The organism is Mycolicibacterium nivoides, from assembly GCF_003855255.1.
Taxonomy (GTDB): Bacteria; Actinomycetota; Actinomycetes; order Mycobacteriales; family Mycobacteriaceae; genus Mycobacterium; species Mycobacterium nivoides.
This window is the reverse complement of the sequence record NZ_CP034072.1, coordinates 2,821,260-2,844,235: the sequence shown is the minus strand read 5'-3', so window position 1 is coordinate 2,844,235 and position 22,976 is coordinate 2,821,260. Positions and strand designations below refer to the sequence as shown.

25 protein-coding genes and 2 pseudogenes are annotated in these 22,976 nt (G+C 67.3%); 11 read left to right on the top strand and 16 right to left on the bottom strand.

Translation table 11 applies throughout. The features are described from left to right. Positions 1-12 precede the first annotated feature (12 nt). Entirely contained in the window at positions 13-969 is a 957-nt protein-coding gene (locus EH231_RS13510; RefSeq protein ID WP_124714269.1) for an alpha/beta hydrolase family protein, read from the bottom strand. A gap of 14 nt (positions 970-983) precedes the next feature. Next, positions 984-1,814 carry a class I SAM-dependent methyltransferase gene (locus EH231_RS13505; RefSeq protein WP_090428083.1) on the bottom strand — a complete coding sequence of 277 codons (831 nt, stop codon included), beginning with the start codon at positions 1,812-1,814 and terminating at the stop codon, positions 984-986. A 31-nt stretch (positions 1,815-1,845) separates the two neighbouring features. Between EH231_RS13505 and EH231_RS13500 the strand changes: the two genes are divergently transcribed. Further along, complete coding sequence (locus EH231_RS13500; RefSeq protein ID WP_044519868.1) at positions 1,846-2,289, top strand: PPOX class F420-dependent oxidoreductase; 444 nt, start codon at positions 1,846-1,848, stop codon at positions 2,287-2,289. Positions 2,290-2,353: 64 nt separating this feature from the next. Beyond that, positions 2,354-2,524, top strand: coding sequence for a DUF5302 domain-containing protein (locus EH231_RS13495; protein WP_090428085.1), 171 nt, complete (start codon positions 2,354-2,356; stop codon positions 2,522-2,524). A 109-nt stretch (positions 2,525-2,633) separates the two neighbouring features. Here EH231_RS13495 and EH231_RS13490 read toward each other — a convergent pair whose 3' ends face one another. After that, entirely contained in the window at positions 2,634-3,326 is a 693-nt protein-coding gene (locus EH231_RS13490; protein ID WP_164480880.1) for a TetR/AcrR family transcriptional regulator, read from the bottom strand. 185 nt (positions 3,327-3,511) lie between these two features. Here EH231_RS13490 and EH231_RS13485 point away from each other — a divergent pair, with 185 nt between their 5' ends. Beyond that, positions 3,512-4,930, top strand: coding sequence for an APC family permease (locus EH231_RS13485; protein WP_090428091.1), 1,419 nt, complete (start codon positions 3,512-3,514; stop codon positions 4,928-4,930). Then, a complete protein-coding gene (locus tag EH231_RS13480) occupies positions 4,930-6,375 on the top strand; it encodes a serine hydrolase domain-containing protein (RefSeq protein ID WP_124712557.1) in 1,446 nt (481 codons plus the stop codon). Before EH231_RS13485 ends, EH231_RS13480 begins: the two co-directional genes overlap by 1 nt. A 58-nt stretch (positions 6,376-6,433) precedes the next feature. Here EH231_RS13480 and EH231_RS13475 read toward each other — a convergent pair whose 3' ends face one another. The 9 genes from EH231_RS13475 to EH231_RS13435 form a co-directional block, all read right to left on the bottom strand. After that, positions 6,434-7,756 carry an acyltransferase family protein gene (locus tag EH231_RS13475; RefSeq protein WP_090428096.1) on the bottom strand — a complete coding sequence of 441 codons (1,323 nt, stop codon included), beginning with the start codon at positions 7,754-7,756 and terminating at the stop codon, positions 6,434-6,436. A 327-nt stretch (positions 7,757-8,083) separates the two neighbouring features. After that, positions 8,084-9,292 (bottom strand): MFS transporter, encoded by a 1,209-nt coding sequence (locus tag EH231_RS13470; protein ID WP_090428098.1) that lies wholly within the window; start codon positions 9,290-9,292, stop codon positions 8,084-8,086. A gap of 41 nt (positions 9,293-9,333) precedes the next feature. Continuing rightward, positions 9,334-10,965, bottom strand: a complete 1,632-nt coding sequence (locus tag EH231_RS13465) for a monocarboxylic acid transporter (protein WP_090428101.1) — start codon at positions 10,963-10,965, stop codon at positions 9,334-9,336. After that, complete coding sequence (locus tag EH231_RS13460) at positions 10,965-11,315, bottom strand: DUF485 domain-containing protein (RefSeq protein WP_170856302.1); 351 nt, start codon at positions 11,313-11,315, stop codon at positions 10,965-10,967. Before EH231_RS13460 ends, EH231_RS13465 begins: the two co-directional genes overlap by 1 nt. Positions 11,316-11,463: 148 nt before the next feature. Continuing rightward, positions 11,464-13,194, bottom strand: a complete 1,731-nt coding sequence (locus EH231_RS13455; protein ID WP_124712556.1) for a sodium/solute symporter — start codon at positions 13,192-13,194, stop codon at positions 11,464-11,466. Beyond that, complete coding sequence (locus EH231_RS13450) at positions 13,191-13,502, bottom strand: hypothetical protein (protein WP_090428964.1); 312 nt, start codon at positions 13,500-13,502, stop codon at positions 13,191-13,193. Before EH231_RS13450 ends, EH231_RS13455 begins: the two co-directional genes overlap by 4 nt. Before the next feature lie 55 nt (positions 13,503-13,557). Further along, entirely contained in the window at positions 13,558-14,355 is a 798-nt protein-coding gene (locus EH231_RS13445; RefSeq protein WP_090428107.1) for a LytR/AlgR family response regulator transcription factor, read from the bottom strand. Further along, positions 14,352-15,551, bottom strand: a complete 1,200-nt coding sequence (locus EH231_RS13440) for a sensor histidine kinase (RefSeq protein ID WP_124712555.1) — start codon at positions 15,549-15,551, stop codon at positions 14,352-14,354. The genes EH231_RS13445 and EH231_RS13440 overlap by 4 nt, the downstream gene beginning before the upstream one ends. Before the next feature lie 22 nt (positions 15,552-15,573). After that, on the bottom strand, positions 15,574-15,876 hold the full coding sequence (locus EH231_RS13435; protein WP_164480878.1) for a DUF732 domain-containing protein: 303 nt from the start codon (positions 15,874-15,876) through the stop codon (positions 15,574-15,576). Between the two features lie 92 nt (positions 15,877-15,968). Between EH231_RS13435 and EH231_RS13430 the strand changes: the two genes are divergently transcribed. Next, on the top strand, positions 15,969-16,556 hold the full coding sequence (locus EH231_RS13430; protein ID WP_090428112.1) for an HhH-GPD-type base excision DNA repair protein: 588 nt from the start codon (positions 15,969-15,971) through the stop codon (positions 16,554-16,556). A gap of 106 nt (positions 16,557-16,662) precedes the next feature. On the opposite strand, the gene EH231_RS13425 is transcribed toward EH231_RS13430, so the two are convergent. Beyond that, the gene (locus EH231_RS13425) at positions 16,663-17,316 is read right to left on the bottom strand and encodes a nitroreductase family protein (RefSeq protein WP_124712554.1); all 654 of its coding nucleotides are present in this window, start codon (positions 17,314-17,316) and stop codon (positions 16,663-16,665) included. Between the two features lie 45 nt (positions 17,317-17,361). On the opposite strand from EH231_RS13425, the gene EH231_RS13420 reads away from it, so the two are divergent. After that, positions 17,362-17,511 (top strand): DUF1059 domain-containing protein, encoded by a 150-nt coding sequence (locus EH231_RS13420; RefSeq protein WP_084622040.1) that lies wholly within the window; start codon positions 17,362-17,364, stop codon positions 17,509-17,511. 106 nt (positions 17,512-17,617) lie between these two features. Here the strand turns inward: EH231_RS13420 and EH231_RS13415 are convergent, their stop codons facing one another. Further along, complete coding sequence (locus tag EH231_RS13415; RefSeq protein WP_090428117.1) at positions 17,618-18,631, bottom strand: Rv1157c family protein; 1,014 nt, start codon at positions 18,629-18,631, stop codon at positions 17,618-17,620. A gap of 41 nt (positions 18,632-18,672) precedes the next feature. Next, the gene (locus tag EH231_RS13410) at positions 18,673-19,341 is read right to left on the bottom strand and encodes a hypothetical protein (protein WP_124712553.1); all 669 of its coding nucleotides are present in this window, start codon (positions 19,339-19,341) and stop codon (positions 18,673-18,675) included. A gap of 188 nt (positions 19,342-19,529) precedes the next feature. Here EH231_RS13410 and EH231_RS13405 point away from each other — a divergent pair, with 188 nt between their 5' ends. Further along, entirely contained in the window at positions 19,530-20,738 is a 1,209-nt protein-coding gene (locus EH231_RS13405; RefSeq protein WP_090428122.1) for a mannosyltransferase, read from the top strand. Here EH231_RS13405 and EH231_RS13400 read toward each other — a convergent pair. Then, positions 20,735-21,028 (bottom strand): 4a-hydroxytetrahydrobiopterin dehydratase, encoded by a 294-nt coding sequence (locus EH231_RS13400; RefSeq protein ID WP_090428124.1) that lies wholly within the window; start codon positions 21,026-21,028, stop codon positions 20,735-20,737. The genes EH231_RS13405 and EH231_RS13400 overlap by 4 nt on opposite strands. 27 nt (positions 21,029-21,055) lie before the next feature. Between EH231_RS13400 and EH231_RS13395 the strand changes: the two genes are divergently transcribed. The 4 genes and pseudogenes from EH231_RS13395 to EH231_RS13380 all read left to right on the top strand — a co-directional run. Further along, positions 21,056-21,460, top strand: coding sequence for a (deoxy)nucleoside triphosphate pyrophosphohydrolase (locus tag EH231_RS13395; RefSeq protein WP_090428971.1), 405 nt, complete (start codon positions 21,056-21,058; stop codon positions 21,458-21,460). A gap of 136 nt (positions 21,461-21,596) precedes the next feature. Then, positions 21,597-22,010: pseudogene (gene narY, locus EH231_RS13390) on the top strand (nitrate reductase subunit beta); the annotation flags it as partial. Further along, the gene (gene narJ, locus EH231_RS13385) at positions 22,010-22,660 is read left to right on the top strand and encodes a nitrate reductase molybdenum cofactor assembly chaperone (protein ID WP_124712552.1); all 651 of its coding nucleotides are present in this window, start codon (positions 22,010-22,012) and stop codon (positions 22,658-22,660) included. The pseudogene narY and the gene narJ, both read left to right, overlap by 1 nt. Beyond that, positions 22,660-22,959 (top strand): annotated as a pseudogene (locus EH231_RS13380) (respiratory nitrate reductase subunit gamma); the annotation flags it as partial. The gene narJ and the pseudogene EH231_RS13380, both read left to right, overlap by 1 nt. Positions 22,960-22,976: the final 17 nt, after the last annotated feature.

The window sequence follows — 22,976 nt, the reverse complement described above, 5'->3', positions numbered from 1 at the left end:
CCAGCCTAATGGTCACTTCACCGGCAGTTGGTCGAGTTTGGCCTCCGATGTCGCGGTGATGAGGTGCAGCACGCGGCGGAAGGCGGGGGAGCGGGGCGACATGATCGACGTGTGGTTTTCGCCGGGCAGTAGTTCGACACTGGCCCGGCCGCCATGCTTCTTGAGCGCTGCGACGTAGCGCTGCGAATTGGCGGGTGCCACAACGGTGTCGAGAGTTCCGTGGACCGCGATCACCGGCACCTTCGGATCGAGGTTCTGGATCGGGTCCACCGAGGCGTACCTCTTCGGCACCTCGGCGGGGCTGCCGCCGAGCACTGCGGCAATGTGCCTGTCACCGTGGTTGGCGGCGTACACCATGTCGAGCGGACCGGCCAGCGAGATGACCCGGGTGGGCCGGAAACGGGGCCGGGATCCGACCTCGCCATCTGGCAGGTCGTGCCGGGTGCTGGCCCACACCGCCAGCTGAGCTCCCGCACTGTGGCCGACGACAAGGGCATCGTCGACGGCCAGCTGCGGGTACCGCAGGGTCACCTCGGCGACGTAGTCCATGGCGCGAGCCACATCGTCGAACGTGGTCGGCCACCCACCGCCGGAACCGACCCTGCGGTACTCGATGTTGTAGACGGCCATGCCGTGGCGGGCGAGTTCGCGGGCCAAGCCGTCGAACACGCCGGCACCCATCGTGCTCTTCCACCCGCCGCCGTGGATGAGCACCACCAGCGGGAGCGAGTTGAACGCCTGCGCTCCGGACGGCAGGTACAGATCGGCCCAGTTCTGGTCGGGGTATCGGCCGCCCGCGTGCCCGTCGGACAGGTAGTGGAACCGGGTCACGGTCACCGTGCGCAGTGTCAGTACTTCGGGCATCACCGCGATCTGGGTGGTTCTCGTCTGCGTCGCGCAGGACGGCGTGACCGCAATGATCAGCATCGTGGCCAGCGCCGTCAGCAGGCGGCGGTTCAGTAGAGCCATATCGTCCCGGCCGGTCAGAAGTCCAGCACCGTGATGCTCGGCCTGCTGCGGTGGATCGGCCCGATCCGGTCCAGCCACGGCTCGGCGGCCAGCTTGAACAGGCCGCGTCCCGGCTGCATCGCGACATCGCGGGCCGACCTTACGCCGGCTATTGCGCCCGGGCCGGTTCCCGCCATGGCCAGGCCCTCGTCGGCCGTGAGCGCGAATGGCATCGGTGGCGCGATGTAGCGGCTGGACAGGTGCAGACCCTTGATGGTGCGTCGGCTCGCCCAGTGCGGGATCGAGTCGAACATCATCCGGCCGCCGGGGAACCGCGCCGCACAGTCGGCGATCAGGCTGCGCACATCGTCGGGTTCCAGGTACATCAAGAGCCCCTCGGCGGTGATGAACACGCCGTCGCCCGCGTCGACCCGGTCCATCCAACTGCGGTCGAGCGCCGACTGGGCTAGCGCCACGATGCGGTCATCAGCGGGCAGCAGGTGGTCCCGGATCGCCATGACCGGCGGTAGATCGACTGAATACCAGGTCAATTCGTCGGCAACCCCGGCTTGATCGAGCCGCCAGAAGCTGGTCTGCAACCCCTCTGCCAGTGCCACCACGGCGGCCTTCGGATGTGTCGAGAGGTAGTCGCGGGTCTCGATGTCGAATGTGCGGGCCCGCAGGGCATGGGCCTGCATCGGCCTGCCGAACTTGCCGTAGTCGAAGTCGATCGAGTCCAGCAGCGCCACGGCCCACGGGTCGCGGATCACGCCGTCGGAACGCTTGGCCTCGATGCCGCGATTGCTCAGGGTCCACAAGGTGGTCGCCGATACGCCGTCGAGGGTGTTGCCGTCAATCACGCTCATCGAACCGATGGTAAAGACGTACGCTCAACTCATGGGGCGCCAGGTTTTCGACGACAAGCTTCTGGCCTTGATCGCCGGCAACTCGATGGGAGTTCTCGCGACGATCAAGCAGGACGGTCGTCCGCAGCTGTCCAATGTCTCCTACTACTTCGATCCGCGTGCGGTCCAGATCCAGGTGTCGATCACCGAACCGCGGGCCAAGACCCGCAATCTGCGGCGGGATCCGCGTGCGTCCATCCATGTGAGCTCCGACGACGGTTGGTCCTATGCGGTTGCCGAGGGGGATGCCATCCTGACCCCGCCGGCCGCCGCGCCCGACGACGACACAGTCGAGGGGCTTATTGCGTTGTACCGCAACATCGCCGGTGAACATCCGGATTGGGACGATTACCGGCGCGCCATGGTCGATGATCGCCGCGTGTTGCTGACACTTCCGATCACGCACGTGTACGGGATGCCACCGGGCCGGCGGTAAAGGCCCGCCTGAGGCGCGCTAATGCGCGTGACTACGGCATCGGAATCGGGCTACGCTGCCGCGTATGGCTGACGACAAACCGGAAGACGACAACAAGCGCAAATTCCGGGAGGCCCTGGAGCGCAAGAAGGCGCAGTCGGCGGGAGGCGCGGCGCACAAGGACGGCGGCCGCAACCAACCGCGGGCACACGGCCCGGTGGAGAACCGCCGCGAATTCCGCCGCAAGAGCGGATAGTCCCGGGCCTGCCAACCCATCAACGCCGAGTCTGCGTACAGATCGCGAAATTCGGCAGAATCGCGATCTGTGCGCAGACTCGTTGGCTTTTGCGCAGACTCGACGCGCCTCAATCACGTTGCCGGGCAACGAGCTGGCCGCGTTTCTCGATGGCGTCGAGCAGGACTTCCACACTGAACTCGAAGACCTCGGTGGTGTCCGGGTAGATCGTCGGGGCAGCGCTGGCCGACGACGGAAAGCGACGGGGGTCGAGCGCGGCGTAGTGCCTGCGCTGCTCGTCGCGTAGCTCGGTGTCGGTCAGCCAGGGCGACAAAGCTGCGACCAAACCGTTTCCGACTGTGTGGTTGTAGATGGTCTGGTGGTACAGGCCGAGTTCGCCCTCGTCGACTCCGGCCCGGATCAGCTCACGGACGGTCCATTCGGTGAGGTCGAACAGTTGCGGCTCGTCGTCGGGCTGACCGGCCATCGCCGCGGCCAGGCCTTCATGCCGGCGGTAGATCTGCCACCACTGGATCATCAGTTTGCGGAGATTGTCACGCCAGTGCCCCTGGGGGTCCGGCTCGTCCACCTCCAGTCGGAACAGGTCGTCGATCAGCGCCGAGATCAGCTCGGCCTTGTCCCGGAAATGCCGGTACATGGCAGTGGCGTCGACACCCAGTTCGTTGCCGAGCCGCCGCAAGGTGAGTGCGCTCAAGCCGTCGCGGTCGCAGATCTCCTGAGCCGCTCGAAGGATCACGGCGCGGTCCAGCCGAACAGCGTTGCTACGGGTGGGCGATCCCTGGGCTCGTCGACTGCGGTCCACGATCCACAGCATCGCACGTGGAGCAGCCGGATCTGCGCAAGTGGAGTCAACGTTGCAGACAACGCAGTTGTCATCGCTGTTGACACAGCTCGAAAGTATCGCCAAGATCACACCGTCCAGCTCGTATAGCCGGACCGCCGACACCGTCGGTGAGCCCCCCCAGGTGGCCATGAGAAAGGCGCCGCATGAGCCAAACGCAGCCCGGCAGTCCCAGGGCCTACAAGCAAGAACTCAAACGCGACCTCAGTCTGTGGGAGAACTCGTCGCTGGTCATCTCCGCGACAACCCCGGCGACCGGCGCGTTCATCATCGCCCCCGTGCTCTTCGGGCTGAACGGCACCGGCGCAGCGCTGACGTTCAGCATCGCCGCAGTCCTCGGCCTGTCGCTGGCCTACTGCTGGGCGGAATTGGGCGCGGCCTATCCGATCGCCGGTGGCGACTACACATTCATCGCACGCATTCTGGGGCGCGCCCCCGGATTCGTCTCGATGTTCATCACCGGGCCCGTACAGGCCGTCCTCATCCCGGCCGTCGTCGCGCTGGGGATGGCGGAGTACCTACGGGTCATCGTCAACGTGGACGCGAACATTCTCGGGGCCGTGATCATCATCGGCGGCGCCGTAATCGCGCTGTTCGGCGTCCGGCTCAACGCGATCGCCGTGACCGTCCTGCTCATCGTGGAGATCCTGACGGTGGTTCTGGTAGCAGTGTTCGGATTCATCAACGTGCAGCGTCCGGTGACCACCCTGCTGCGGCCCGAGGTCTTCGACGCCCAGGGCATCGCCAGCCCGCTCACCTTGAGCGCACTGGTTGCGGGCATCGCGGTCGGAAGCTTCGCCTACAACGGCTTTCAAGGTGCACTGATCTTCTCCGAGGAAACCGTCGGCGCCCGCCGCAACGTCGCCCGCGCCGTCTTCATCGCTCTTGGCGTCGCCGTCGCCTGCGAGGTTTTCCCGGTGGCTGCCGCCACCCTCGCCGCCCCCTCCCTCTCAGAGCTGTCGAACTCGAACAATCCGTGGCAGTACGTCCTTACCGCGATCGGCGGCGACACCTTCAACACCGTGATCAGCCTCGGTATCGCGGTGGCCGTGCTCAACGCCGTCATCGCCCTCATGCCGTATTACGCGCGGATCCTGTACAGCACAGGCCGGGACATGGCATGGCCGGGCGCCATCAGCCGGGCGCTGGCTGTGGTGCATCCGAAGTACGGAACACCTTGGCTGGCAACGATTCTGGTCGGGATCGGCGGGGCGGTGATGATCTTGTGCTCGGATGTGGCCACGCTGACCACATGGACCGGAGCGCTACTGGCCGTGGAGTTCATCCTCGTCGCGACATCGGCGCTGGTAAGTCGGCTCCGTAACCCTGAGCTGGACCGCCCGTACCGGATGCCATTGTGGCCGCTGTGGCCGATCGTCGCGATCGTCATGTCGATCGCCGTGCTGAGTCAACAGGTTCGTGCGGACCTCGTCGTGGCAGGCGCGTGTGTTCTGCTTGCCCTGGGTTACTACGTCCTCTACCTCCGTCCGCGCGGTGAGACCCACTTCTTGATGCTGGCGCCACCGGACGAGGATCGTCGTGAATTGGAAGCAGGGATGGCCTGATGCAGTTGGATTTCGCGGTTGTCGATGACATCGCCACGCAGTTCCACGGCCGTGGGCGGGCCCCGGGACTACAGATCGCGGTGCTTGCAGACGGCAAGGTGGCGCACTTCGCCGGGTACGGAGTCACCGATTGCGCTACCGGTGCCGTCCCCGCTGCGGATCGGTTCTTCCGTATCGCGTCGATGTCGAAGAGCTTCACGGCGGCCGCGATCCTGCAGTTGCGTGATCGTGGAGCCCTCGGCCTCGACGACCCCGTGACCGACTACTTGCCTTGGGCCGCAGGTCTTTCCGGACCGACTTCCGACTCGCCGGGAATTACCGTGCGCCACTGCCTGACGATGAGCAGCGGACTGCCAAGTGACGATCCTTGGGCAGACCGGCAGGAGGAGATGACGCAGGCCGATTTCGACGACTTGTTGCGCCGCCCGGTGTGGGGAGCGTATTCACCCGGCACCGCGTTCGCTTACTCCAATCTCGGGTATGCCCTCCTCGGTCGTGTCGTGGAGGCCGTCTCCGGCGGGCGGTTCACCGATTACCTGACCAGTGAGCTGCTGCTGCCGCTGGGCCTGGCGGAGACCACCTACGACTACCGCGCTGTTCCGGCGGGACGCCTGGCACAGGGTTACCGGTCGACACCGAACGGAGAGTGGGAACCACAGACGTTCACCGCGCCAGGAAGCTTCTCTGCCATCGGGGGGCTGCTCAGCACTGCGACGGACATCGCGAAGTGGGTCGCCTGGTTTGCGGACGCATTTCCGCCGCGCGACGACGGTGACGATGCGGTGCTTACGCGGGCCTCCCGCCGGGAGATGCAGCAGTCACACCGCCTGCTTCCGTTCGATGTCGTGGAAGACGCAGACGGCCGGAACCGGTTGATGAGCAAGGGCTTTCCCTGGGGACTCTCCGGCTACGGCTACGGTCTGTTCGTCGAGCCGGCCTCGCCGGTGGGAGCCATCAGCCAACATCAGGGCGGCTATCCCGGTTTCGGTTCGTACATGGGCTGGCACCAATCCAGTGGGCTGGGTGTTGTGGCCTTCGCCAACGGCACCTATGCTCCTGTCGCAGTGCCCGCGCGGGCTGCGCTCGAGGCGCTGCTACTGCAGTGCCAGGTCGGTCCCGACCGGGTGTCCGCTACCGAGCACCTGCGGTCCGCCATCGAACTGGTCGAAGGCGTCATCGCGGAGCCGTCAACCCTGCAGGACCCGGCATTCTCCGACAATGTGCTCCTCGATTTCCCACTGGCCGAGCGGATCACCGCGATCACCGCCGCCCGCGAGACGATGGGCGAGCGTACCGGCCAGACCGAGATCGAGCTGCGGTCACCGACCGAAGCGGTCTGCCGGATGACGGGTACTCGCGGACGGCTCGACGTGACCTTGGCGCTGACCCCGACGGATCCACCTCGCATTCATACGTTCACGGTGGAAGCGGTACCCACAGACTGAAACTGCGCACAGGTCGCGAATGCCCGCGGAATCGCGATCTGTGCGCAGTCTCGATGTGTCAGTCGCGGGCCAGCGCCCGGGCCACGACGAGCGCGGCGAGCATGACAACCACGCAGTACACGCCCTGATCCTTCAGGCCCCAGGCCACCGAGGTCAGTGTGGCTGCGCCGGCCACGCACAGCAGCCAGCCCACGGTGGCGCTGCGGATTCCGGGGCCGGCCACCGCGCCCCCGTCCCACAGCGGCAGCGGGTTGTTCTCCAGCGGCCGCAGCGCGACGAATGCCATCGCGACGAGCCCGGCCATCAACGCCAACTGCAGTACCGACAGGGCGACGAACCCGGGGGCCGACGGGTCATAACGGTCCAGGCCCAGGTAGTCGAACACCAGGTGCAGGCCCAGCAGCAGCGGCATGTGCCACAGGTACAGCGTCATCGCGCCAGAGTTGCCGATCGCGGTCAGCCACCACACCCGCGGCCTCTGCGCCCACCGGTTGATGGCAGGGGCCGCGGCAATCGCGAACGCGCACATCATGATTGCGTGACCGGCCAGCAACAGTGACGGCGGCGTCATGTTCTTCAGGTGCTGGGTCTCGATGCCGACCAGGCTCAGCTCGTAGGGGCCGAAGTACAGCAGCGCCAGGTTGACCCCGAGCATGCCGATCCCGATCCTGAGCGCGGCGCCGCTGGACAGCAGGTTCCGACGGTAGGCGACACCGAACACGCCGGGGATCAACCACACCACGGTGTTGAGGTAACCCAGCGAGGCGTAGCCGTCCATGTTGATCCGGATGGCGTCGATCGCGGCGATGAAGGCATAGGTGCCGACGACCGCCCCGGCCACCTGCGCGGTCGTGGTGATGCGGGCCAGCAGTGGCACCGCCGCCAACACCAGGACATACGCGCCGAGGAACCACAACAGCTGGATGGAGATCCCGGCGATGGGCTCGTAGACGTGTACGGGCAGCACGAACCGCAACACCGCCAGGGTCGCGGTCCAGAAGGCCAGGTAGAAGAACACCGGGCGGTACAGCCGGGTGCAGCGCTTCAGCAGCCAGCCACCCCACGAAGAACCGGGCCGCCAGGACTGCGCGGACGCGGCGACCCCGGCGAAGAAGAACAGCGGCATGATCTGGAACACCCAGGTCAGCGCCTGGAACACGGTGGATTCCGTGAGCAGGTTGCTCCAGATGAACACGTCGTCGCGGATCGTGCTGGTGGCCATGACGGTGTGCCCGAACACCACACCGATCAGCGAGACGATCCGGATGACGTCGATGGCCCGGTCCCGGTCAGCGGGGGTCTGGGCCTCGACCTCGGCGGGGGAGGGGAACAGCCCCTTCGCGGGGGCTTTCTCGGCAGCTGTGTCAGCAGCAACGGTCATGGCAGAAACGCTATGGCCCAGCGGCCACGTAGTCCCTAGGTAGAAATACGGGATTCTTCGCTGAATTAGCAGGGTGATTTGGTTGAGGTGGACGAAGCGTTCGTGGTCGGCCACGGGTCGTTCCCTAGTGGAGGTCAGTGCGTCGGCAGTGACAGATCGAACCGTTGGGTTTCTTCGACCCCCCAAGCGCTGACCGACACCGGACGTGTGTTGGTGAAACCAGCTCGGATGACGCGGGAACCGACGTTCACACCGCACCTGCGGCCTGAACCAACGGACGCCCGAGAAGGGCGGTGCCGAACACTCAACCGAGTTGTTCGACATGCTTTAGGTAGATGCACTCAACTTCGCGTCCGCGCTCCGGTCTTGCCGGGCCTCCTCGACCAGGATGGCAGCCAGGCAGCCCGCGGCGAGTACCGCGACCGCGATCGCGAAGGTGATCCCGGCGGTGCGCAATCCCCAGTCCCGGGCGGCGAATCCGACGCCGACCACGGGCATCGACAGGGCCACGTATGCCACGACGAAATACGCCGAACTGACTTCGGCACGGCGTTCGGCGGGTGCCTGCTCGGCAACGGCGGCGAGCCCGCGGCTGAAGCTGATGCCCTGCCCGGCGCCAGACACCACCGCGGCCGCGATCAAACCGGGTAGCGACGAGAAATACAGTGCCGCAGCCAGAATGACCATGCCGACGACGAGGATCGCGCAACCCACCGCCACCGCCCGCTGAGGTGGGATCCGGGTCGCGAAGATCTGGGCCACCGCCGACGCCGCGAAGATCGACCATGCCATCGCGCCGGCCACCGCGTGGTTGGTGATCCCGATGACGTTGGACAGGAACGACGGCGCCACCGCTGTGTACAGGCCGGTGACGGTGAATCCGGCGAATGCGGCCAGCGCCGCGATGATGAAGACCCTGCGGACCTCGGTCGGCACCGACAGCCGCTGCAGTCCGATACGCCCGGCCCGGCTGGAGGTTTCCGGCACGATCAGCAGCGCGATGCCGGCCAGGACGGCCAGCACGATATGCACGACGAACGGCAGGAGCAGCGGCTGCGGTGCGTACTCGACCAGCAGGCCCGCCAGCAGCGGCCCGGCGCCGAGGCCACCGATGTTGGCGACGGTGGCGACCGCCGCGGCGCGCGACCGCCACGTGGCTGGGGCAGCCTCGATCACCGCAACGGTGCCCGCCCCGGTGAACAACCCCGCCGATATCCCGGACAGCACCCGGCCGATCAGCAGCACCGGGACCGAGTCGGCGATCAGGAACACCCCTGCACTGGCCAGCGCGGCCACCACGCTGGCCAGCAGTACCGGCCGCCGGCCGATCGCATCGGACCAGCGGCCGAACACCAGCAGTGCGAACAGCACCCCGCCGGCGTAGGTGGCATAGATGACCGTGGTGGTCAGCACCGCGAAGTGCATGCGGTCGGCGTAGAGCGCATACATCGGGGTGGGCAGTGTGGTGCCCAGCATGATGGCCAGAAACGCGTATGCGAGCAGGGCGAAGGCATAGCGCCCCCGGAAGTTGGGCATGTGCCATTGAAACGTCCCGGGGGCGCTTGAGCTTCCCTGCCTTAGTGCGCGACCGCCTTCTCGGCCCCCACTCCGGTCAGCGACCGCACTTCCATCTCGGCGTTGAGCTCCGGGTCCCCGGTGTCGCGCGAGGTGAGCGTGCCGATGATGCCGAGCGCGAACGCCAGCGGAATGGAAACGATGCCCGGATTGGCCAGCGGGAAGTAGGCGAAGTCCGCGCCGGGGATCATCGCGGTCTTGCTGCCCGACACGGCGGGGGAGAACACGATCAGCACGATGGTCGAGATCAGACCGCCGTACATGCTCCACAGTGCGCCGCGGGTGTTGAACCGCTTCCAGTACAGCGAGTACAGGATCGTCGGCAGGTTGGCCGCGGCCGCCACGGCGAATGCCAGCGCGACCAGGAACGCCACGTTCTGACCGTTGGCGAGGATGCCCAGCCCGATCGCGAACACGCCCAGCACGACCGCGGTGATACGCGAGACCCGCACCTGCTCGTCCTCGGTCACCTTGTGCGACTTGAGCACAGAGGCATAGATGTCGTGGGCGAACGAGGCCGACGCCGTGATGGTCAGGCCGGCCACGACCGCAAGGATCGTCGCGAACGCCACCGCGGAGATGACCCCGAGCAGGATCACCCCGCCGAGTTCGAACGCCAGCAGCGGGGCCGCGGAGTTCACCCCGCCGGCCGCCCCGAGAATCCGGTCCGGACCGACCAGGGCGGCCGCTCCGTATCCGAGCACCAGGGTGAACAGGTAGAAGGCACCGATCAGCGCGATCGCCCAGACCACCGACCGCCGAGCCTCTTTCGCGGTCGGCACGGTGTAGAAGCGCATCAGCACGTGCGGCAGGCCCGCGGTGCCGAGCACCAACGCCAGCGCCAGCGAGATGAAGTTGATCTGCGAGGTGAGCGATCCGCCGTACTGCGCGCCCGGGGCCAGCACGTCCCGGCCGGACACGCCCTTGGTGGTGGCCTCGGAGATGGCCGATTGCGCCGAGCCCAGGATTTCGGAGAAGTTAAGCCCGAACTTGCTCAGCACCATCACGGTCATCAGTGCGGCGCCGGCGATCAGCAGCACGGCCTTGATGATCTGCACCCACGTGGTGCCCTTCATGCCGCCGACCAGAACGTAGACGATCATCAGGATGCCGACGACGGCGATCACGATCGACTGCCCGGCCCGGCTGTTGACGTCGAGCAGCAGGGCCACCAGGCCGCCGGCCCCGGCCATCTGCGCCAGTAGGTAGAACAGCGACACCGTCAGCGTCGAGATGGCAGCGGCCAGTCGCACCGGCCGCTGCTTGAGCCGGAAGCTCAGCACGTCGGCCATGGTGAATTTGCCGGTGTTGCGCAGCAATTCGGCCACCAGCAGCAGGGCCACCAGCCAGGCCACCAGGAATCCGATGGAGTAGAGGAAGCCGTCATAGCCGTAGACGGCGATGGCGCCGGCGATGCCGAGGAAGCTGGCCGCCGACAGGTAGTCGCCGGCGATGGCGATGCCGTTCTGCGGGCCGGAGAAGCCGCGGCCACCGGTGAAGAACTCGTCGGCGGTGGCATTGCGCTTACTGGCCTTGATCACCACGATCATCGTGACGACGACGAAGACGCTGAAGATGCCGATGTTGGCGACGGGGTTGCCGACGGTCTCGGCGGCGAGATACGCGGTCGACATCAGACTGTGCCCTCCGGTTCCAGTTCTTCGCGGATGGCGGTGGCTCGCGGGTCGAGTTCCCGGTTGGCGAAGCGCACGTACAGACCGGTGATCAGGAACGTGGTCAGGAACTGGCCCAACCCGATCAGCAGGCCGACGTTGACGTTGCCGAACACCCGGATGGCCATGAAGTCGTGGGCGAACGCGCCGAGGGCGACGTAGAGGGCGTACCAGAGCAGGAAGAACGCGGTCATGGGAAAGACGAAGCGGCGCAGTCTGGAACGCAGCTCCTGGAATTCGGGACTTGCCTGCATGGCGAGGAACTGCTCCCCGGTGGGGGCAACCCTCTCGGGAAGGTCGATTTCGGGCACCGAGCGCTCCTGACAGTTGGCTGTGCGTGGGGTTGGGCACTGAACCTAATTGAGAGGTGGGTCACACAGGAGCGGTATCACCGTCGATACGCCGAATTCGGCCATCGTTGCGCTGAACGGTCGGTCGCCGGGGCTGAGCGGCAGGCGGTCAGCCGGTGGGTACGCGTTCGACACCCAGGCCGAGGCGCTCCGGCACGTGCATGCGCGCGAAGATCTGCGCGACGCCGGGGGTGGGCCGCGTGAACAAGCTGACGATGATCATCGTGAGGAAGGCGATCGGCACACTGACCGCCGCCGGGTAGCCCACCATCACCGCGGGCCAGCCGCCGAGCACGGCATCGTCCACGCCGCCGGTGATCGCCACGAGCACCGCGCCGCCGCACACGCACCCGCCCACCACGAGCCCGCACGCGGCGCCGACGACCGTCAGGCCGCGCCACCAGATCCCGAGCACCAGCAGCGGGCACAGCGTGGACGCCGCGACGGCGAAGGCCAGTCCGACGCTGCGGGACAGCTCCAGCCCGGACACCATCAGCGACAACGGAATCGGGATCAGTCCGCCGACCACCGCGGCGATCCGGAAATCGCGCACCCGGCCGCGCAGCACGTCTGTGGCCAGGGCGCCGGCGATGCTGACCAGCAGCCCCGACGAGGTGGCCAGGAATGCCGCGATCGCACCGGCGGCCACGAGTGCGGCCAGCAGTTGGCCGCCGATTCCGCCGAATGCGGCGCCCGGCGCCAAAAGCACTGCGGCGTCCGCAGTTCCGGTGATCAGCAGCTGTGGGACATACAACCGGGAGAACACCCCGAGCAGGATCGGGAAGAAGTAGAACACCGACAGCAGTGCCACCACCGCGAGCGCGGTGCGCCGGGCCGCCCGCCCGTCGGGATTGGTGTAGAAGCGCACCAGCACATGGGGCAGGCCCATGGTGCCCAGGAACGTCGCGACGATGATGGACAACACCTGATAGAGCGGATGTCCGCCGCCCAGGCCGCCGCCCGAGGCGATCCACTCGCTGCCGGTGCCCGGGGTGCCGGCCACCACGGGTGTGGCAGCGCCTGCGGCCAGCGTCAGCGTGGTGCCCGCGCCGAGGGTGTGTTGCCCGGGCGCGGTGATCCTGGCCGACTCGACGTGGCGGCCGTCGAGATCGCCGGTCACGGTGATGCCGGCCGGTTCGATCACCTGGACCATGACGTCGGTGTCGATCTGCACGGTGGTCTGCTGCTGCACGGTCGGCGGCAGCGGGCCGCCCAGTTCGCCGCGGTCGCCGACGAACAACCCGAGCAGCGCCAGCGCGGGGACCGCGACGGCCGTGAGTTTGAGCCAGTACTGAAACGCCTGCACGAACGTGATCGACCGCATGCCGCCGGCCACCACATTGGTGATGACGATCGCGGCGACCAGCAGCGGCCCGACCCAGACCGGAACGCCCAGAAGTGTTTTCAGGGCGAGCCCGGCCCCCTGATACTGCGGGGCCAGATAGAAGAGGCAGATCATCACGACGACGAGCATCGCCACCTTGCGCAGCCGCGCCGAGCCGAGCCGGAATTCGGCGAAGTCGGGAACGGTGTAGGCCCCCGAGCGGCGCAGGGGTGCTGCCACGAACAACAGCACGCCCAGATAACCCGCGGTGAAACCGACCGGGTACCACAGTGCGTCGGCCCCGTACTTCGCGATCAGCCCGGCTACCCCGAGAAAGGAAGCAGCGGACAGGTATTCACCCGAGATCGCGGCGGCATTCCACTGCGGTCCGACGCTGCGTGAGGCCACCAGGAAGTCGGAGGTGGTGCGCGACAACCGGACTCCGTAGGCCCCGATCGCGATGGTGGCGACCACGGAGGCCAGCAGGGCGGCGGCGGTCAGCGGTGCGCCGGTCATGGTTCGCTGTCGACGACCCGGACGAAGTCCCGCTCGCCCTGTTCGGCCAGCCGCACATACAGCCGTCCCACGCCGTACAGCAGCGGGTAGAGCACCCCGGCCAGGATCAGCCAGTTGAGCCGGATGCCGAACACGGTGAGCGCGGCCAGATCCGGCACGGCGGAATTGAGCAAAACCAGTGCCACCACCACAGTGACGACGACGAGGGCCAGGCGCAGGGCGAGGCCGAGCTGGGTCCGCACCAGGCCGCGCACCAGCGCGTCGCCCACCTGGGTCTGTTCCTGCACCTCGATGCGGGTGCGCACCATGCGGGTGCCGCGGCGGTGGGCGAGGACCACGCGCTCACGTTGTGGAGCGGGCCGGTCACTCATCGTTGCCCGCGGGTTTGAGGGACCGCATCGGATCCCGGACCAGCCGGTCTCGCAGTTCACGGGCTTGGCGCCGGCTGACGGGCAGCTCGACCGCGGGCGAAGTCCCGTTGGCGCGCAACCGAACCAGCACCGCACCGTCGGCCGTGCGGAGTCCGGTGACCTGCCGCAGCGACACCAGATAGGAGCGGTGGATGCGCTGGAATCCGTGGTCGCGCCAGCGGGTCTCCAAGGTGCTCAAGGGTATTCGCACCAGGTGTGCTCCGGTGGCGGAGTGCAGCCGGGCGTAGTCACCCTCGGCCTCGACCCAGCCGATGCTGTCGCGCGGCACCAGGTGGGTGATGCCGCCCAATTCGGCGGGGACCACGTCCCAGTCCTGGTCCTCGGGCTGGGCGGGCCCGGCCGTTTCGGTCGAGGCTTTCGGAATGCCCGCCGCGACCCGGCGCACGGCCTCGTCCAGGCGGTCCTGCCGGATGGGTTTGAGCAGATAATCGACGGCGCCGACGTCGAACGCGGCCACCGCCTTGTCCTCGTGGGCAGTCACGAACACCACGGCGGGCCGGTTGGTGTAATTGGTGAGGACACCGGCCAATTCGATACCGGACAGTCCGGGCATGTTGATGTCGAGGAACACCGCGTCGATGGTGTGCTGGTTGAGTTCGCGCAGCGCCGAGGTGGCGTCGGACGCGGTGTGCACCTCGCCGATGTCGGGGTGCCGGCCCAGCAGGTAGGCCAGCTCGTCGAGTGCGGGTGCCTCGTCGTCGACGGCGAGCACTGTCAGGTTGGCACTCACCTGAAAGCACCTCCGCCGGCTCGGACTCCTGAGCGGAACTTCGGCACGCGCATCACCACTTTCGTGCCCGCGCCGACCGCTGTCTCGACCACAAGACCGTAGTCGTTGCCGAATGCCGCGCGCAGCCGATGGTCCACATTGGTCAGCCCGACGTGGGCGGATTCGCCGGTGCGGTCGGCCAGTGCGTCGCCCGGCCCGGCACGCAGCCTCTCGGGATCCATGCCCGCGCCGTCGTCCTCGACGGTGATGACGCATTCGGCGCCCGCGTCGCGCGCGACGATCTCCACGGATCCGCCGCCGCTGCCGGCCAGCCCGTGCCGCACCGCGTTCTCCACCAACGGTTGTAGTGCGAGAAACGGCACCACGACGTTGAGTACCTCGGGGGCCACCTGCAGCCGCACCCGAAGGTTGGCGCCGAACCGGGCCCGTTCCAGGGTGAGATAGCGGTCGATGTTGCGCAGTTCGTCGGCCAGCGTGGTGTACTGCCCGGCCGCGCGGAACGAATAGCGGGTGAAGTCGGCGAATTCCAGGATCAGTTCACGGGCCCGGTCGGGGTCGGTGCGGACGAACGACGCAATGGTGTTGAGCGCGTTGTAGATGAAGTGCGGGCTGATCTGGGCGCGCAGCGCCAGCACCTCGGCCCGGTCCAGCCGGGCGCGCGACGCGTCGAGCTCGGCCAACTCGATCTGGCTGGCCGCATAGCGCGCCACTTCGCCGACCGCCCCCAGCATGCCCGGGCCGGGGCTGGCCGGGGCCAGCACGACGAGCGCACCGAGCACCTCACCGCCCTCGGTCAGCAGCGGCTGGGCCACGACAGCCGTCGAGCGTGCCGTTCGCAGTACGCGGCGCCCGGCGCTGATCGACTCCCGTGCGGTGTCGGCGCAGACGTCGACGGTGTCGGACTGCCAGATCGCGTCGTCCTCCTGGTCGCGGGCCAGCAGGGCGGCGTCGTCGTCGAACAGCGCCAGCCCCGCGGTGCCGGTCAACTCACGCAGGTAGGGCGCGGCGGTCTGCGCGGATTCGGTGTCCAGGCCTTGGCGCAGGGCGCGGGCCGCCTGGGCCGCGGTGTGCAGCGCGGCGTGCACGGCACGCTCGGTGGGGGTAGCCACCACCTTTCGGGTGCGCACCACCACGACAGCGGCGACCGCCGCCAGGATCAGCGCCAGGGCCAGCGCGACTGCAACCTCGCCGGACATCGTGCGGCCAACTCTAAACCGGCTATTGAACGGGGCAGGCGTACTTTCTGGCCACGTCGTACACCCGCTGCTCCGAACCGGGGCCGAAAACGCCCTGCGCAGCCAGTTCCCAACTGATGTATCCGGGTATGCCGCCCTGGCAAGCCTGGTGGGCGACGCGCCACGCGGTATCGGGATTCAGGTGGAAGCCGTTGCGGTCCAGGCCCTGCATGTAGTTGTCGAATTCCGGCGTGCCCTGGTCTGGGATCGCGTTGGCCGTGGCGGCCAAGGCGAGCGCGGTAGCCACCGCTGCGAAAAGAGGCGCAATCACACGTCTCATGTCCATCTCCTATGGGCATATCCACCGGTTATCGCGTACACATTCGCACACTGGGCCGACACAGGCGTCAAAAATGTGTCTGGTCCTAGACTGACGCCGTGGGAAAACTGCAGCTGGTCCAAGACCCGGAGGCCGACGCTCTGCTGGAGTCCAACCCGTTCGCGCTCTTGGTGGGGATGCTGTTGGACCAGCAGATCCCGATGGAGACAGCGTTCGCCGGGCCCAAGAAGATCGCCGACCGTCTCGGTGACGTCGACGCCCGCACGATCGCCGATTACAACCCCGACGACTTCATCGCAGTGGTTTCGCAAACGCCCGCCATCCACCGGTTCCCGGGATCGATGGGCAAGCGGGTGCAGGATCTGGCGCGGGCCATCGTCGACGAGTACGACGGTGACGTCACGGCCCTGTGGACTGACGGTGACCCCGACGGCAAAGAGGTACTCCGCCGGCTCAAGCGACTGCCCGGATTCGGCGATCAGAAGGCGCGAATCTTCTTGGCGCTGTTGGGCAAGCAGTACGGTGTGACACCCGCGGGTTGGCGTGAGGCCGCGGGGGATTACGGCACGGCCGGCAGCTTCATGTCGGTGGCCGACGTGGTTGACCCCGGGTCGTTGCAGAAGGTGCGCACCTACAAGAAGCAGATGAAGGCCGCCGCCAAAGAAGCCAAGGCCGCCAAGGCCTGACTGGCCTCGAGCTTGCTCGCAGATCGCCGACTCTGCGGTGAGATCGTGTTTCGGCGCGAAATCGCGATCTGTGCGCAGACTCGACGGGGCGACGCTGCGGGTCGACCTAGAACGGCGGCCCGTCGAAGCGTTCGCGACTGGCGATGTCGGCAACCGGCATGCGCTTGAGTTTCGTGAACTGGCGTACGGGCTTGCCGAGCGGCACGACCGCGGCGATGGCGAACGGCTCCGGTATCCCGAGCAATGCCTTGACCTTGGGCTCCTCCGCAACGGCCATGGTGGTCAGCACGCCGCCGTACCCTTCGTTGCGCGCTGCCAGCAGGATGTTCCACACGAACGGATACACCGAGGCGCCGGAAACCACGCCGATGCGGTCGAGATCCTGGTCGATCGCCGCGACGACACCGAGGTCGACGCAGACCACGAGAACCACGGCGGCATCGAGGAGCATGGCGGCCCGCGGAACCTGTACGGCGGCCACTTCGTCGGCCGATACACCCATGGGATGCACCGGGTTCCATGGGCTCTCACCGTTTCGCTGTTGGGCGATGTAGCGGCGCGCGCCGGTGACACTGAGGTCGGCAAGGGACTCGCGGGTCTGGCGATCGCGAATCACCACGACGCGCGTGCCCTGGCGGTTACCGCCGGTGGGCGCGAACCGGGCGTTGTCGAGGATCCGTTCCAGCACGTCGTCGGGCAGGGGTTCGTCGGTGAACTCGCGGGTGGCCCCGGTCGTGCGCATGACGTCGTACAAGTCCATGACTAGATCCTTTTGTAGGAAGACGACCTATGCAAAGGTGAATATATGGCGAAGACACACCTGAATTGCCCGTGCGGCGAAGCGATCAGCGGGACCGACGAGGACGACCTGGTCGAGAAGGCCCAGACGCATCTGGCTCAGCAGCACCCCGGGCGTGAGTACGACCGGGAAATGATCCTCTTCATGGCTTACTGATTCACGGCCTACCAGGCCCCCAGACTTACAGCCCCTGACAAAATTCCCGGTCGCCAGCCATGAGGCAAGCGACCGGGAATTTCGTTTCCCCATTCATATGGTGTGGTCAGGGCACCACCGTGGATCCGATGGTGGGCATGAACTGGCACTGCATCTCGGTCGTCGTGACCTGTCCGAAGATCGTCGTCATGATGCTGCCCGATCCGGTGTCGGCGATCGCGGTCAGCGTGGTCGGGCCCTCGGGGTTGAGGTCCGAGCGCGGCTGCAGTGTCACACTGCCGGACTTGCCCGTCGTCAGGTTCACCCACGTGGCGTTGAGCGGAAGCTTCTGCTCGGCGGCCGGGCCGGGGGTACCGATCGCGGTGAACACGTAGGCGGTCTGGCCTGGCTGCGGGCCGGGCAGCGGGATCGTAGCGGGCCCGGCCACTGAGATTGCCGTCGCCAGAACGTTTCCGCCGTCCTTGAGGCACCCGTTGCTGATCGACGGGTACATGAAGTCCTGCTTGGTCGGCGTGTTGGGGCCGAAGCCAGGGGCTGCGGCGCCCGCCGGTGCGGCTTCAGGTGCCGGGGCCGGAGCCGGAGCCGGTACAGCTTCCGGCGCAGGAGCCGGCGCCGGGATCGTGGCCGCTGCCGGAACAGCCCCGGGGGCAGGAGCCGGTGCGGCTTCGGGGGCCGGTGCCGGGGCAGGCGCCGGAGCGGGCAGTGCCTCGGGGGCCGGCCCGGCCGCATGGGCCGGGTCGACACCCATCGGCAGGTGAGCGTCGCCGCCGGCACCCAGAGCAGGAACATGCTCGGGTGCGGCGACGGGCTGGGCCGCGAAGTGGTTGACCGCCGTCGCGACGTTGCGGGATTCAGCCGATTCCGATTTGTTGGCGGCGAAAGCCTGCGCGGCTGCCATCAGCAACTGCACCGCGCCTCCCGGATCGGCCGCAGCCTGCTGGATGATCGGGCTGAGCCCTTCCACCGCCGACAGGCCGGGAGCCTGCACGTTGTCGATCGGCAATGGTGCTGCCGGCGCCGGGTCGGCGTTGGCTACTCCGGAGCCGAACAGCAACGCAGCCGACGTACCGACTGCGATGGCGCTGGCGAACAACATTTTCGGTGACTTGCGGGGTGACATGGCTTTCCCAATCGTTTCGGGCGGTCAGACCAGTTCGGGGATCAGGGCAGGCCGGCGGTCAGCAGCGGTGCCAGTGCTGCGACACCCGGGTTGCTGATGCCGGGAGCCGCAGCCGCGGGAGCTGCCAGGGCCGGAGCCGCTGCCGCTGCCGGGGCCAACGGGGCCGCGGCGGCGGTGGCGGGCAGTGCCGTTTGAGCCGCGACCGGGGCCAGTGAGGCCAGGTCGCCCGGGATGTTCACCTTCTGGGGCAGCGGGATCGGCATCCCGGGCACCTGCGGGATCGTCAGCTCGGCTGAGGGGATCAGGGATGCGGGGCCGGTGACCGGAGCCGCCGGAGCCGTTGCGGCCGGGGCGGCAGCCGGCGCGGCGGGCAGGCCCGGCACCAGCGATCCCAGGGGTGCATTGGCGGCAGCCGGTGTGGCCGATGTCGGCATCTGGGGCAGGGTCACCGATGCGGTGGCACCAGGGGCGGGTGCGGGCGCGGCGGCGGGGGCGCCGGTCAACGCGGAGCTCACGCCTTGCAGCAGTTGCGGCGCGGCGGCCGGCACGCCGGCGAGCTGGTTGACGATCGGCAGGTTCGGCGCGCCGGGGATCGCCGGGGCCGGGGCCACCGGCTCGGCGTTCGCTGCGGCACTGAGGGCCAACGCGACCGGGACCGCGCCGGCGGCCGCGATCATGCTGGTGGAAAGTGCTTTCCAGGTGAAGATCATGGTTCTCCCAATCAGTTGCTTGAACGTCTGAAGGCGAACCTACGGAGTTACTGGTGGTACTCAAGTGACACGTGTGGCGGTTATTCAACCGTTACTGCACCTGGCGAATTCGTTATCGCGCAGTGCCTTGGGCGTGATGCGCCGGCCGCGCCCAGCCGGCGTGACGCACCAGGCGGGTCGCTAAAGTCGTGTCCGTTAACACCGAACCGGCCACCCACGTCTCAGCAACCGCGCGGCTCTACCGTCTGGCGCCTGTGTTGCTGATCCTCAGCATTGCGGCGCGCCTGGCCTGGACCTACCTCGTCCCCAACGGTGCCAACTTCGTCGACCTGCACGTCTATGTCGGCGGCGCCGCCACCCTGGACGGGCACGCGGGCGCGCTCTATGACTACGTCTACCCGGACCAGACACCGGATTTCCCACTGCCTTTCACCTATCCGCCGTTCGCCGCGGTGGTGTTCTATCCGTTGCATCTGCTGCCCTTCGGGCTGGTCGCGTTCTGCTGGCAGATCGGCATCATCGCCGCGCTGTACGGCGTCGTACGGGTCAGCCAACTGTTGCTCGGCGGCCCGGCGCCGCGGCGAGTCGCGATGTTGTGGACCGCCGTGGGCATCTGGACCGAGCCGCTGCGCAGCACGTTCGACTACGGGCAGGTCAACGTCGTCCTGGTGCTGGCCGTGCTGTACGCCGTCTACAGCAATCGCTGGTGGCTGTCGGGGTTGTTGGTGGGCCTGGCCGCCGGGGTGAAACTCACGCCGGCGGTGTCGGGGCTGTACTTCGTCGGCGCGCGCCGGTGGGCCACGGCGGTGTTCGCGGCCGTCGTGTTCTTCGGGACGGTCGCGCTCTCGGTGCTGGTGATCGGTGATGAGGGGCGCCGCTACTTCACCGAACTACTCGGGGACGCCGACCGGATCGGGCCGATCGGCACGTCGTTCAACCAATCCTGGCGCGGTGCGATCTCCCGGATCCTCGGCCATGACGCCGGATACGGCCCGGCCGTGCTGGTCGGTATCGCCGTCACCGCGGTCCTCGCCCTGCTCGCGTGGCGGGCCATCGGCGGCAGTGCCGACCGGCTGGGCGCGATCGTGATCGTCAGCTTGTTCGGGTTGCTGCTTTCACCGATTTCGTGGACGCACCACTGGGTCTGGCTGATCCCGCTGATGATCTGGTTGCTGCACGGACCGTTGGCGGATCGCCTCGGGGCGCGAGTCCTGGGCTGGGGCTGGCTGGCGCTGACACTGATCGGGGTGCCGTGGCTGCTCAGTTTCGCCCAGCCGACGATCTGGGAGATCAGCCGTCCCTGGTACCTGGCCTGGGCCGGGCTCGTCTACGTCGTCGCGACGCTGGCGACGCTGGCCTGGATCGCGACGACCGCCGAGCGCACCGAGGGCGGCTAACCTGGCTGGTCGGCCAGGATCCGGTTGATCTCCTTGGCCATCTGGATGTCCTTCTCCGTGATCCCGCCGGCGGAATGGGTCACGAGTGCGAATGTGACTGTGCGCCAGCGGATGTCGATGTCAGGATGATGGTCTTTTTCCTCGGCGAACTCGGCCACGCGGCACACCGCGTCGATGCCGTCGAGGAACGTCGGGAATTTGGTGGATCTGCGCAGGGCGCCCGCCGCGCGTTCCCAACCCGGCAGATCGGGCAGTGCGGCGTCGACCTGATCGTTCGATAACACGGCCATATGCCCGACGGTATACCGTCGGGCGCGATGGATGAGCAGATCGTCGTGGCTGGTGCACTGTTCTCGGAGGCCGGGCTGCTGGTTGCCCAACGGCAACGGCCGCCAGAGCTCGCGGGGCTGTGGGAACTGCCCGGAGGCAAGGTGGCCGCCGGTGAGAGTGATGCCGAGGCGTTGGCACGCGAACTGCGCGAGGAGTTGGGCGTCGAGGTGAGTGTCGGTGCCCGCCTGGGTGCGGATGTCGCGCTGAAGGCGGGGATGACGCTGCGCGCCTATCGGGCGACATTGACGTCGGGTAGCCCGCACCCACACGATCACCGGGCGCTGCGCTGGGTGACGGTCGACGAACTCGACGACCTGCCATGGGTACCCGCCGATCGGGCCTGGCTCGCGGAACTGGCCGATGCGCTGCGATCGGGTGCCCCGCTGGATTAGCCGAAAGCGACTTTCCCGCAACGGGTCAATTGTCATTCCGCAATAGGGTTGTTTTCGGCATATTGATGTTGCGGATTACATTTCCATGAAACCGCCTGCAACGTTTCCGGGAAAGTGACGCGACCGCAGGAACATGATGTTTTGCTACATGCGCGACATCAACCTCGGGCGTGAGACCCAGCCGCACATTCCGGCCGCCGTCGGTATGACCGAGGAACACATGTACGAGATGTACCGGCTGCTGGGGTTGGCGAAATACGAGGAGCGCTACGTCATTCCGACCGCGTACAGCTCGGAATCGATACCCGGGGCCGAGGAACCCGGCTGCTCACTGTCCTTCGAAGGGGGATCCGGAATGTCCGAGTCGGGTCCGTTCGGCGAGGCCAGCGGCGGTCCCGTACCGGTGGCGGTGGAGAACTTCCACGCGCTGCAACACCGGCAGACCAGCGGCGGCATGGCCGCCAACGCCGAACGGCCGTCGCGGGTCAACCTGCTCAACTGGGACGGCAGGGGCGTTCCGTCGGGCATGTTCCCGGGTGGAGGTCAGTGATGAAGCGTCGCAACCGAAACCGAGACAACACGATGCAGGACCGCCTGGTGTGGCAGGCGGCGTCGCTGATGCTGGCCTACCCGGACGACGGCCATGCCGACCGGCTACAGACCGCGGCACGCCTGCTGGACCACGTCACCGGCGAGGCCCGGGCGCTGCTCGGCGAAACCGTCGTCGGGCTGAGCCTTCGACCTACCATGGAGCTGGCGCAGGAGTATGTCGAGACCTTCGACCTGCACAAGCGGTGCACCATGCTCCTGACCTACTGGACGTCCGGGGATACCCGAAACCGCGGCGCGGACATGGTCGAATTCACCCAGACCTACCGTGCCGCCGGCGTTGAGATCCCGAAAGGCGAAGCACCCGATCATCTTCCGGTCGTACTCGAGTTCGCGGCCACCGTCGACCCGGCCGCGGGGCGGCGGCTGCTCGCCAAGTACCGGGTGCCGATCGGTGTGGTGGCCCGCGCGTTGGCCGAGCAGAGGTCGCCGTATGCGCCCGTCGTGGCAGCGGTGGACGCGACCCTGCCGTCCCTGGCCTCCGTCGACGACGTGTCGCGACTGATGGTGTCCGGGCCGCCCGCGGAATCCGTGGGACTACAGCCGTTTCAGCTGACCGTTCCGCCCCGCCGTGGGCAGGAGGTTCTCTGATGTCGGGCTGGGAGATCTTCTGGGACGTGGTGCCGTACGTGACGCTGGCGGTGGTTGCCGTCGGCACCTGGTGGCGGTACCGCTACGACAAGTTCGGCTGGACCACGCGCTCGTCGCAGCTCTACGAGTCGCGGCTGCTGCGGATCGCCAGCCCGATGTTCCACTTCGGCATGCTCGTGGTGTTCATCGGACATGTCATCGGCCTGTTCATCCCCGAATAGTGGATGGACCTGGTGATGAGCGACCACGTGTACCACCTGCAGGCGGTGATTCTTGGCGGTATCGCCGGTATCGGGTCACGACCGCAGCGTCGGGG

Bases quoted from the DNA above. Each gene is read 5' to 3' on its own strand.
- EH231_RS13440 (WP_124712555.1), bottom strand. From the start codon at position 15,551: ATGTCCGGCGAGGTTGCAGTCGCGCTGGCCCTGGCGCTGATCCTGGCG.
- EH231_RS13475 (WP_090428096.1), bottom strand. From the start codon at position 7,756: ATGACCGTTGCTGCTGACACAGCTGCCGAGAAAGCCCCCGCGAAGGGG.
- EH231_RS13425 (WP_124712554.1), bottom strand. From the start codon at position 17,316: ATGGACTTGTACGACGTCATGCGCACGACCGGGGCCACCCGCGAGTTC.
- EH231_RS13495 (WP_090428085.1), top strand. From the start codon at position 2,354: ATGGCTGACGACAAACCGGAAGACGACAACAAGCGCAAATTCCGGGAG.
- EH231_RS13395 (WP_090428971.1), top strand. From the start codon at position 21,056: ATGGATGAGCAGATCGTCGTGGCTGGTGCACTGTTCTCGGAGGCCGGG.
- narJ (WP_124712552.1), top strand. From the start codon at position 22,010: ATGAAGCGTCGCAACCGAAACCGAGACAACACGATGCAGGACCGCCTG.
- EH231_RS13450 (WP_090428964.1), bottom strand. From the start codon at position 13,502: ATGGTGCGCACCCGCATCGAGGTGCAGGAACAGACCCAGGTGGGCGAC.
- EH231_RS13400 (WP_090428124.1), bottom strand. From the start codon at position 21,028: ATGGCCGTGTTATCGAACGATCAGGTCGACGCCGCACTGCCCGATCTG.
- EH231_RS13435 (WP_164480878.1), bottom strand. From the start codon at position 15,876: ATGGACATGAGACGTGTGATTGCGCCTCTTTTCGCAGCGGTGGCTACC.
- EH231_RS13415 (WP_090428117.1), bottom strand. From the start codon at position 18,631: ATGTCACCCCGCAAGTCACCGAAAATGTTGTTCGCCAGCGCCATCGCA.
- EH231_RS13485 (WP_090428091.1), top strand. From the start codon at position 3,512: ATGAGCCAAACGCAGCCCGGCAGTCCCAGGGCCTACAAGCAAGAACTC.
- EH231_RS13500 (WP_044519868.1), top strand. From the start codon at position 1,846: ATGGGGCGCCAGGTTTTCGACGACAAGCTTCTGGCCTTGATCGCCGGC.
- EH231_RS13455 (WP_124712556.1), bottom strand. From the start codon at position 13,194: ATGACCGGCGCACCGCTGACCGCCGCCGCCCTGCTGGCCTCCGTGGTC.
- EH231_RS13465 (WP_090428101.1), bottom strand. From the start codon at position 10,965: ATGTCGACCGCGTATCTCGCCGCCGAGACCGTCGGCAACCCCGTCGCC.
- EH231_RS13505 (WP_090428083.1), bottom strand. From the start codon at position 1,814: ATGAGCGTGATTGACGGCAACACCCTCGACGGCGTATCGGCGACCACC.
- EH231_RS13470 (WP_090428098.1), bottom strand. From the start codon at position 9,292: ATGCCCAACTTCCGGGGGCGCTATGCCTTCGCCCTGCTCGCATACGCG.
- EH231_RS13510 (WP_124714269.1), bottom strand. From the start codon at position 969: ATGGCTCTACTGAACCGCCGCCTGCTGACGGCGCTGGCCACGATGCTG.
- EH231_RS13410 (WP_124712553.1), bottom strand. From the start codon at position 19,341: ATGATCTTCACCTGGAAAGCACTTTCCACCAGCATGATCGCGGCCGCC.
- EH231_RS13420 (WP_084622040.1), top strand. From the start codon at position 17,362: ATGGCGAAGACACACCTGAATTGCCCGTGCGGCGAAGCGATCAGCGGG.
- EH231_RS13480 (WP_124712557.1), top strand. From the start codon at position 4,930: ATGCAGTTGGATTTCGCGGTTGTCGATGACATCGCCACGCAGTTCCAC.